This is a genomic window from Actinomadura verrucosospora, from assembly GCF_039540335.1.
Classification (GTDB): domain Bacteria; phylum Actinomycetota; class Actinomycetes; order Streptosporangiales; family Streptosporangiaceae; genus Spirillospora; species Spirillospora verrucosospora.
Genome location: NZ_BAABEV010000066.1, coordinates 26364 through 35690, shown reverse-complemented (window position 1 = coordinate 35690; position 9327 = coordinate 26364). Strand labels below are relative to the sequence as shown.

Sequence of the window (9327 nt, the reverse complement as noted above, 5' to 3'; positions counted from 1 at the left end):
GGCCGGGCGGCCCGGGCGGGCGGAAGCCGCCGGGCGCGCCGGGCTGGTGCGGGGACCGCGGCGGGGGCGGCTGCTGGGAGGGGGGCAGGAATGCCACAACAGTCAAGATTAACGGCGCTTCGCGACATTCCGCCGGTCATCCCGCGAAGGCCGGGCGTCGCGGCCCGGCGGAGAAGGGGAAGAGGCCCCTCCGCAGAGGGGCCCGCTTCACCAGGTTCCGCGGCCGGAGGCCGACGTCCGCGGACTCACTCCACGGCCCGCTTCGCCTCCCTGGCGGCGTCCTTGGCCTTCTCGCCGACCTGCTTGGCGCCGCCGGTCGCGCGGTCGCTCTTACCCTCGGCCTCCAGGTACGGGTCACCGGACTGGCGTCCGGCCTCTTCCTTGCCCCGGCCCTTGGCCTGCTGAGCCTTGTTCTTCAGCTTGTCGAGGAAACCCATGGTTCCTCCTCGTGTACGGAGAGTCGTCCAACCCGGCTATGCCCCTGAAAGCCCGGATTATGCGGAAGTCCGGGTGCCGCGGCGCAGCCGCTCGGCCTCCTCGTGGATGAGGGCCTCGGTCTCCAGGAGCTTCTGCTCGGCCTGCTCGGTGCGCATCCGCGCCCGCAGCTCGCGCTGGCTGGGCTTGCGCCGCCTCCCCGCCGTCCGGCGGCCGGCCCGTTCCCCCGTGAGCCTCTTCATGAACCCCATGCCCGTCACCTCTCCTCACCCGCGGCCGGTCCGGTCGCCGGCCTCGCGCCCGTACGGTGCCCCTTTTATGGCGATCCATTCCGGTAGCGGGGAAGACACCGGCGACCGTCCGGCGGGCGGCTGCCGGGAATGCCGCAGCACATGGCAAGGTTGTGCCGTGGGAGGACGATGACGTCCCGCCGTCCCTGAACGTCGAACGCCAGCACAGGAGCACTCACGTGTCGTTGCCACCTCTGGTCGAGCCCGCCCCGGAGCTCACCCGCGACGAGGTCAACCGCTACTCGCGGCACCTGATCATTCCCGACGTGGGCATGGCCGGGCAGAAGCGCCTCAAGAACGCCAAGGTCCTGGTCGTCGGCGCGGGCGGCCTCGGCTCCCCCGCCCTGCTCTACCTGGCCGCCGCCGGGGTCGGCACCCTCGGCGTCATCGACTTCGACGTCGTCGACGAGTCCAACCTGCAGCGGCAGATCATCCACCGGCAGTCGTCGCTCGGCAAGCCGAAGGTCGAGTCGGCCGCCGAGACCGTCCGCGACATCAACCCGCTGATCGACGTCGTGGTGCACGACGTCGCGCTCGACCGCGACAACGTCATGGAGATCTTCTCCGGGTACGACCTGATCGTGGACGGCACCGACAACTTCGCCACCCGCTACATGGTGAACGACGCCGCCGTCCTGCTCGGCAAGCCGTACGTCTGGGGCTCGATCTACCGGTTCGACGGCCAGGCGTCGGTGTTCTGGGCCGAGCACGGCCCCTGCTACCGCTGCCTCTACCCCGAGCCGCCGCCGCCCGGCATGGTGCCCTCCTGCGCCGAGGGCGGGGTGCTCGGCGTGCTGTGCGCGTCGATCGGCTCCATCCAGGTGAACGAGGCCATCAAGCTGCTGACCGGCATCGGCGAGCCGCTCGTCGGCCGGCTGATGGTCTACGACGCCCTGGAGATGACCTACCGCTCGGTCAAGGTCCGCAAGGACCCCGAGTGCCCGCTGTGCGGCAAGAACCCGACGCAGACCGAGCTGCTGGAGGACTACGAGGCCTTCTGCGGCGCGGTGTCCGACGAGGCCGCCGAGGCCGTCAGGGACTCCACGATCTCCGTGCACGACCTCAAGGCCATGCAGGAGCGGGACGACGACATCTTCCTCGTGGACGTCCGCGAGCCCAACGAGTACGAGATCGTCGCGATCCCGGGCGCCACGCTCATCCCCAAGGGCGAGTTCCTGAACGGCTCCGCCCTGGAGCGCCTGCCGCAGGACAAGAAGATCGTCCTGCACTGCAAGTCGGGCGTCCGCTCCGCCGAGGCCCTCGCCGTCGTGAAGAACGCCGGCTTCGGCGACGCCGTCCACGTCGGCGGCGGCGTCCTGGCCTGGGTCAACCAGATCGACCCCAGCCTCCCGTCCTACTGACGCCCGCCCGAAGGCCCCCGCACCCGTCCCGGGTCCGGGGGCCTTCCGCTGTCCGGACCCCGCCCGGCCGCCGCCGAGCCCCGGCTCACCCCCTGGGGGGCGCGTAGGTCAGGCCGAGTTCGACGGTCACCTCTTGGAGCATCAGCTCGAACATGGGGGCGGCGTCGCTCAGGGCGAACTCCAGGTGGCCGAAGACCTCCAGGCTGACGCCGCCCTGGAGCCTGATCCAGCACTTGAGGAACTGCTGGATCACCCCGAGCGGCAGGGCGATGCCGAGCACGTCGTCGCGGTAGCGGCGCAGCTCCTCGCGCAGGCCGGGGTCGATCTCCTCCTCGGGCATCACCGGGAACGGCTGCTTCCTCCACAGCTCCAGGAACAGGGCCATGAACGTCCAGCCGAACTGGCGGGCGCACTCCTCGGCGAAGTCGACCTCCTGCTGGTGCGCGGCGCCGCGCACGGGCGTCCCGAAGAGCAGCGAGTACTCGCGGGGATGCGCCAGCGCCCAGAGGCGGAACTGGCGGGCCACCGTCATGAACTTGCCGCTCATGTCGCCCTTCGGCACGTCCTCCATGGCCGCGTGCAGGTCTGCGGTCAGCTCGGTGAACAGGTCGCCGACCAGGTGCCGCAGCAGCTCGCCGTGGCTGCCGAAGTAGCGGTAGAGCGCGGGGGCGGTCATGCCCATCTCGCGGGCGATGGCGCGCAGCGTCACCGCTTCGGGGCCCTCCTCCACGAGGATCCGCCGGGCGGTGTCGGTGATCTCCCTGACGGTCGCGGCCCGCAGACGATCACGACGCGATGCCACCTCGCCCCCTCTCTGCCGGGTGCCCGGCCGTCACCGGCCGCCCTCGCATGATTCCTCAAAAACACCCTTGACGACAGCTAACGCTGTATGCAAAGTTAACGCTGTTCTCAGTTTACGGCGTTCACTGAACTTACTCAAGGTAACGGGGCTGGAGGAGGAGCGTCATGTTCGAGCGATGGGGCAGGTGGGTCCACCGGCGCAGGCGGTGGGTCCTCGCCGCCGCGGGGGCGTTCCTGGTGTTCGCCGCGGTGTGGGGCACGGGCGTCTTCGGCGCGCTGACCTCCTCCGGCGGCTTCGACACGCCGGGCAGCCAGAGCGCGACGGCGGAGCGGATCGCCGAGCGCGACCTCGGGCGGGACGGCGCCGACGTCGTGGTCCTCTACCAGGGCAGGACGACCGTCGACGACCCGTCCTTCCGGGCGTCGGTGGAGCGCGCGCTGGCCGCGCTGCCACCCGGCAAGGTCGCCAAGGCCAGCACGTACTGGACGACCAGCGCGCCGCAGTTCGTCAGCGACGACCGCAAGGCGACCTATGCCGTCCTCCAGCTCGCCGGCTCCGACGAGGCCGCCAGGGAGGACAACTACAAGGCGGTCGAGGACGACCTCACCGAGGTCGGCGGCGGGCTCACCGCGAAGGTCGGCGGCGCGGTCGGCACCGGCGTCGCGATCAACGAGCGCGTCTCGTCCGACATCGGCCGGGCCGAGGGCATGGCCATGCCGGTCCTGCTGGTGCTGCTGGTGCTGATCTTCGGCGGGCTGGTCTCGGCGAGCCTGCCGCTGCTGGTCGGCGGCCTGGCCATCCTCGGCTCGTTCACCGCGCTGCACGCGCTGGCCTACGTCACCGACGTGTCGATCTTCGCGGTCAACATCACCACGTTCCTCGGGCTCGGCCTCGCCATCGACTACGGGCTGTTCATGGTCAGCCGGTTCCGCGAGGAGATCGGCCGGGACGGCGCCTCCGCCGAGGACGCGCTGGCCGCCACCATGGCCACGGCCGGGCGCACCGTCGCGGTCTCCGGCGTCACGGTCGCCGTGTCGCTGTCCGGGCTGCTGCTGTTCGACCAGAACTTCCTGGTCTCCATGGGCTACGGCGGCATCGCCACCGTGCTGGTGTGCATGGCCGGGGCACTGACCGTGCTGCCCGCGCTGATGGCCGTCCTCGGCCCGCGGGTGAACGCGCTGCCGATCCGGCGGCGCCGGGCGGCGGCCGGCGGCCGGTCCGACGGCTGGTGGGGACGGGTCGCGCGCAGCGTGATGCGCCGCCCGGTCGTCTACATGGTCGCGACGGTGGCGCTGCTCCTCGCGCTCGGCGCGCCGTTCCTGCGCATCAACTGGGGCGGCGTGGACGCGAAGGTGCTGCCGGACGGCACGGACGCGCGGGTCGTCTCCGAGACGCTGGAGACCCGGTTCCCCCGCAACGCCACCAGCCCCATCGAGGCCGTCGTGACCGGGACGTCCGACCGGGCCGCCGTCCAGGCGTACGGGGCCCGCCTGGACGCGCTGCCCGGCGTCACGGACGCGACGGTGACCGGCGCCGGCGGGACGACGACCCGGATCGCGCTGCGCTACGACGCCGACCCGAACTCCGGCGCCGCCCGCGACCTCGTCCAGCGGGTCCGGGACGTCCCGCCGCCGCCCGGCGCGCGCGCCTACGTCGGCGGCGAGACGGCCGACGTCGTCGACCAGCTCGACAGCATCGGCGCGACCCTGCCCTGGCTGGCCCTGCTCGTCGGCGGCGCCACGTTCCTCCTGCTGTTCCTGGCGTTCGGGTCGGTGCTGCTGCCGCTGAAGGCGATCGTCATGAACATGCTGTCGCTGTCGGCCACCTTCGGCGCGGTCGTGCTGGTCTTCCAGGACGGCCACCTGTCCGGCCCGCTCGGCTTCACCGCGACCGGCTCCATCTCCCCCGCGATGCCGATCCTCATGCTGGCGATGCTCTTCGGCATCTCGATGGACTACGAGGTGTTCCTGCTGTCGCGGGTCCGCGAGCAGTACGACCTGACCGGCTCCAACACCGCGGCCGTCGCCTCCGGCGTGCAGCGCACCGGCGCCATCATCACCAGCGCCGCGCTGCTGTTCATCGTGGTGATCGGCGCGTTCGCGACGTCCGGCATCACGTTCATCAAGATGACCGGCGTCGGGATGGCCGTGGCGATCCTGCTGGACGCGACGGTCGTCCGGGCGCTGCTCGTGCCCGCCACGATGCGGCTGCTCGGCCGCGCGAACTGGTGGGCGCCCGGCCCGCTGGCCCGGCTCTACGGCCGGTACGGGATCCGGGAGGGCGACGCCCCCGCCGCTCCCCCGTCGCGGCTGGAGCCCGTGGGCTGACGCCCGCCCCGGTGGCCGGCACTCCGAAGTGCCGGCCACCAATCCTTCCGAACCGCTTGTGGTCTCCTCCGCCCGGCGCAAGACTGAACGCCATTCCACCGGCTGCACCCCTCGTGTGACGCATTCCGCGACGGCCCCCGCCCGGCGGATCCCCGAACCCTTCCCGTGCCGGGACGTTCCTTTGGAGGCACCATGTCCGTGCTGATGATCACCGAGGCCGAGACGGCGCTCGCGCACCTGGAGCGGCTCACGGACGTCCTGCGCTCCGCCGGCTGGGCGGTCGAGGTCGCCGCGCCCGCCGACCGCCGTCCGACCGCGCACATCGCCGACCCGCGCCTGCCGCGGGTGAACGAGAGCGTCATCGCGGTGCGGGAACGTTCCGGCGACGGCTGGTCCTACTGCTACGGCTGGGGCGAGCGGATCGCGCCGTGCGCCGACCCGTCCGCCGCCGCCGCGGCCGTCGGGCGCGTGCTCGCCGCCCGCCGCGACAACTGAACCGCTCGGCGCACGCGGCCGCCCCCTGACCGATTCGGGGGGACGCCGCCGCCCGCTCCGGGGGCATGCTCGTGAACCACCGAGCCCGGACGCCGCCACGCCCGCGGCGTCCGGCGCCCCGCACCACGGAGAGGAAGCGTCATGCGAACGCCCGTCCGCGCTCCCGCCCTGCTCGCCGCGTCCGCGCTCGCCGCGTCCGGCGCCGCGCTCGTCCCCGCCGCCCCTGCCCTCGCCCGGTCCGGGCCGCACGCGATCGTCGTGCGCGGGCCCGACAACGTCCACGACCAAGCCTTCCGGACCGCGAAGACCAAGGTCGTCGTGGTCCGCGACCACCACAGGACCTGGGTGTCCCTGCGGGTGTGGGGCATGCCGCGCGAGGCCGCCGGCCGGACGTTCGGCGCCCACGTCCACGTGAACCGGTGCGGGCCGAAGCCCGAGGACGCCGGGCCGCACTACCACGATCCCGACGCGCCGCCCGGAACGCCGATGCCGAAGAAGGAGATCTGGCTCGACGTCACCGTCCGCGCCGACGGGCGCGGCCACTCCCGCACGTCCGTGCCGTGGCGCGTCGCGGAGAAGGCCGCGGGATCGCTCGTCGTGCACGCCAAGCCCACCGACCCGAAGACGGGCGACGCGGGCGCACGGCTGTTCTGCACCACCGTCCCGTTCTGAGCCGCGGCTCCGGGATCACCCCGACCTCGCCGCCGGCCCGGCCGGCGGCGGGGTCACGCCGACTTGCGGCTGCGGCTCTTGGCCGGCTCCTTCTTCTCGCCGGCCTTGGACGACGCCGTCTTGCGCGCGGCGGGCTTCTTCGCCGCCGTCCCCTTGCCGGACGCCGCCTTCCCCGCCTTCTCGCCGCGGCTCTTCTTCGCCGCCTCAACGCTGGCGCGCAGCGCGCTGAGCAGGTCCGCGGCGGGCTCCTCCGCGCCCTCCTCGGCGGGCCGCGCCACCTCCCGCCCCTCGACCTTGGCGTCGATCACCGCCTGGAGCGCCTCCCGGTAGGCGTCCTTGTACTCGCCGGGGTCGAAGTCCCCCTCCATCGACTCGATCAGCGACGTCGCCATCGACAGCTCCTGCTTGCGGACCTCGATGTCCTCCTCCAGGAAGGGGAACTCCGGCGCGCGGACCTCGTCCGGCCACAGCATCGTCTCCAGGACGAACACGCCCTCGCGGACCCGCAGCGTCGCGAGCGACTCGCGCTGCCGCAGCGCCACCTTGACGATCGCGACCTGGCCGGAGCTCTCCAGCGCGTCCCGCAGCAGCACGTACGGCTTGGCGCCCTGCGCGTCGGGCTCCAGGTAGTAGGACTTCGCGAAGTAGATCGGGTCGACCTCCTCGCGCTCCACGAACTGCAGGACGTCGATGCGGCGGCTGGACGACAGCGGCAGGTCGGCGAAGTCCTCGTCGGTGAGGATGACCATCTCGCCGCTCGGCAGCTCGTAGCCCTTGGCGATGTCGGAGTAGGGGACCTCCTCGCCGTCGAGCGTGCACACCCGCTTGTACTTGATGCGCCCCCCGTCCTCCCGGTGCACCTGGTGGAAGGCGACGTCCCGCTGCTCGGTCGCCGAGTAGAGCTTCACCGGTATGGTCACCAGACCGAAGGAGATCGCGCCCTTCCAGATACTGCGCATGATCCGTCCTTACCCAGCACGTTCCTGCCCCTAGCGTCGCAACGTCGTTCGATTTGCGCCAGAAGGGCGTCGTGATCCTTTCCCCGTGCGGCGGGACGGGGTAAGACGGCGTTATGACCATGCCGTGGCCCGTCGAGCCGATGATGGCCTCCACCGGGGACCTCCCCTCCGACGGCGGGAAGTGGGGTCTGGAGCTGAAATGGGACGGCGTGCGCGTCCTGTCGCACGTCTCCGCCGACGGCGTCCGCGCCGCCGGACGGCGCGGCGGCGAGGTGGCGAGCCGCTACCCCGAGCTGTCCGCCCTCGCCGACCTGCTGCCCGAGAGCGACGTCGTCCTGGACGGCGAGGTCGTCGCCTTCCAGGAGGGACGCCCCAGCTTCGAACGCCTCCAGCGCCGGATGCACGTCCAGCGCCCCGACCCCCGGCTGATCCGCGAGGTTCCCGTCCGCTACGTCGTGTTCGACGTCCTCTTCCTGGACGGGCACGTCCTGTACGACGTCCCCTACGCCGACCGCCGCTCGGTGCTGGCGGAGCTGGACCTCGCCGGCACCGGCCCCGTCGAGGTGCCCCCGTACCTGCACGGCGGTGACCAGACCCAGGTGGAGGAACTGCTCGCCTTCACCCGCGAGCAGCAGATGGAGGGCCTGCTCGCCAAGCGCCTCGACTCGCCGTACCGTCCGGGGCGCCGCGTCGACTTCTGGCGCAAGGTGAAGAACTTCATGACGCGCGAGGTCGTCGTCTGCGGCTGGAAGCCCGGGAAGGGCCGGCGCGAGGGCGGCGTGGGCTCGCTGCTGCTGGGCGAGTACGACATGAAGGGCCTGCTCGGTTTCGTCGGACACGTGGGCACGGGTTTCAGCGACCGCGCCCTGGACGAGCTGTACGAGACGCTGTGGCCGCTGCGCCGTTCGACGAGCCCCTACGACGAGCCCGTTCCGCGCGAGTTCGCCCGCGACGCCCAGTGGGTTGAGCCCCGGCTCGTCGGGGAGGTCGCCTACAGTGCCCGGACCAGGGACGGCCGCCTCCGCTTCCCGTCCTGGCGGGGCCTGCGTGACGACAAGGACCCCCTGGAGGTCACGAGTGAGCAGTAAGAGGACCGCCGTCGACGTGGACGGCCGTCAGCTCTCCCTCTCCAACCTCGACAAGAACCTGTACCCGGAGTTCACCAAGGGCGAGGTCATCGACTACTACGCCCGCATCGCCCCGGTCATGCTCCCCCACCTGCAGGACCGCCCGGCGACCCGCATCCGCTGGCCGGACGGCGTCGACGGCGGCAAGTTCTTCGAGAAGAACGCCCCCTCCCACACCCCGGACTGGGTCCGCACGGCGACGATCCCCACCCCCGGCAGCTCCAAGGGCCGCGACACCCTCGACTTCGTCGTCGTCGACGACCTGCCCACGCTCGTGTGGTGCGCGAACCTCGCCGCGCTGGAACTGCACGTCCCGCAGTGGAAGGTCGGTCCGCGCGGCAAGGTGCACACCCCCGACCTGGTGGTCTTCGACCTGGACCCGGGCCCGCCCGCCACGATCGTGGAGGCGTGCGAGGTCGCCGCCCTGCTCCGCGACGTGCTCGCCGAGGACGGCCTGGAGTCCTACCCGAAGACGAGCGGCAAGAAGGGCCTGCACCTGTACGTCCCGATCGAGGAGCCGAAGGAGGCCGAACGGACGTCGGAGTACGCCAAGGCCGCCGCGCAGCGCCTGGCCGACGAGAACCCGAAGCTGGTCGTCGCCAAGATGGAGCGGCGGCTGCGCAAGGACAAGGTCTTCGTCGACTGGAGCCAGAACAACCCGGCCAAGACGACCGTCGCGCCCTACTCGCTGCGCGCCGGGAACCGCCCCTCGGTGTCGACGCCCATCACCTGGGACGAGCTGGAGTCGTGCGGGGACGCCGCCGACCTCGTCTTCGGCCCCGAGGACGTCCTCGCCCGGGTGGACGAGCACGGCGACCTCCTGGAACCGCTGCTGAAGGACCACCGGCCCCTGCCCTGA

Annotated in this window: 10 protein-coding genes; 6 read left to right on the top strand and 4 right to left on the bottom strand. The window is 71.9% G+C overall.

Annotated elements, in window-relative coordinates:
• Positions 1 to 245: 245 nt before the first annotated feature.
• Together ABD944_RS39670 and ABD944_RS39665 are read right to left on the bottom strand one after the other, a co-directional pair.
• The gene (locus tag ABD944_RS39670; protein WP_345186698.1) at positions 246 to 437 is read right to left on the bottom strand and encodes a CsbD family protein; all 192 of its coding nucleotides are present in this window, start codon (positions 435 to 437) and stop codon (positions 246 to 248) included.
• 57 nt (positions 438 to 494) lie between these two features.
• Entirely contained in the window at positions 495 to 686 is a 192-nt protein-coding gene (locus tag ABD944_RS39665) for a hypothetical protein (protein ID WP_345186695.1), read from the bottom strand.
• Positions 687 to 904: 218 nt separating this feature from the next.
• On the opposite strand from ABD944_RS39665, the gene moeZ reads away from it, so the two are divergent.
• Positions 905 to 2086, top strand: coding sequence for an adenylyltransferase/sulfurtransferase MoeZ (moeZ, locus tag ABD944_RS39660; protein ID WP_345186693.1), 1182 nt, complete (start codon positions 905 to 907; stop codon positions 2084 to 2086).
• 85 nt (positions 2087 to 2171) lie between these two features.
• Here moeZ and ABD944_RS39655 read toward each other — a convergent pair whose 3' ends face one another.
• A complete protein-coding gene (locus ABD944_RS39655; protein ID WP_345186691.1) occupies positions 2172 to 2888 on the bottom strand; it encodes a TetR/AcrR family transcriptional regulator in 717 nt (238 codons plus the stop codon).
• Positions 2889 to 3052: 164 nt separating this feature from the next.
• On the opposite strand from ABD944_RS39655, the gene ABD944_RS39650 reads away from it, so the two are divergent.
• The 3 genes from ABD944_RS39650 (at position 3053) to ABD944_RS39640 (ending at position 6382) form a co-directional block, all read left to right on the top strand.
• Complete coding sequence (locus tag ABD944_RS39650; RefSeq protein ID WP_345186690.1) at positions 3053 to 5215, top strand: MMPL family transporter; 2163 nt, start codon at positions 3053 to 3055, stop codon at positions 5213 to 5215.
• A gap of 192 nt (positions 5216 to 5407) precedes the next feature.
• Positions 5408 to 5710 carry a hypothetical protein gene (locus tag ABD944_RS39645; protein WP_345186687.1) on the top strand — a complete coding sequence of 101 codons (303 nt, stop codon included), beginning with the start codon at positions 5408 to 5410 and terminating at the stop codon, positions 5708 to 5710.
• A 141-nt stretch (positions 5711 to 5851) separates the two neighbouring features.
• Positions 5852 to 6382 carry a superoxide dismutase family protein gene (locus ABD944_RS39640; RefSeq protein ID WP_345186684.1) on the top strand — a complete coding sequence of 177 codons (531 nt, stop codon included), beginning with the start codon at positions 5852 to 5854 and terminating at the stop codon, positions 6380 to 6382.
• Between the two features lie 53 nt (positions 6383 to 6435).
• Here ABD944_RS39640 and ku read toward each other — a convergent pair whose 3' ends face one another.
• Positions 6436 to 7341 (bottom strand): non-homologous end joining protein Ku, encoded by a 906-nt coding sequence (gene ku, locus ABD944_RS39635; RefSeq protein ID WP_345186681.1) that lies wholly within the window; start codon positions 7339 to 7341, stop codon positions 6436 to 6438.
• A gap of 113 nt (positions 7342 to 7454) precedes the next feature.
• Here ku and ligD (ABD944_RS39630) point away from each other — a divergent pair, with 113 nt between their 5' ends.
• Together ligD (ABD944_RS39630) and ligD (ABD944_RS39625) are read left to right on the top strand one after the other, a co-directional pair.
• Complete coding sequence (ligD, locus tag ABD944_RS39630; RefSeq protein WP_345186680.1) at positions 7455 to 8429, top strand: non-homologous end-joining DNA ligase; 975 nt, start codon at positions 7455 to 7457, stop codon at positions 8427 to 8429.
• Complete coding sequence (gene ligD / locus ABD944_RS39625; protein WP_345186679.1) at positions 8419 to 9327, top strand: non-homologous end-joining DNA ligase; 909 nt, start codon at positions 8419 to 8421, stop codon at positions 9325 to 9327. The genes ligD (ABD944_RS39630) and ligD (ABD944_RS39625) overlap by 11 nt, the downstream gene beginning before the upstream one ends.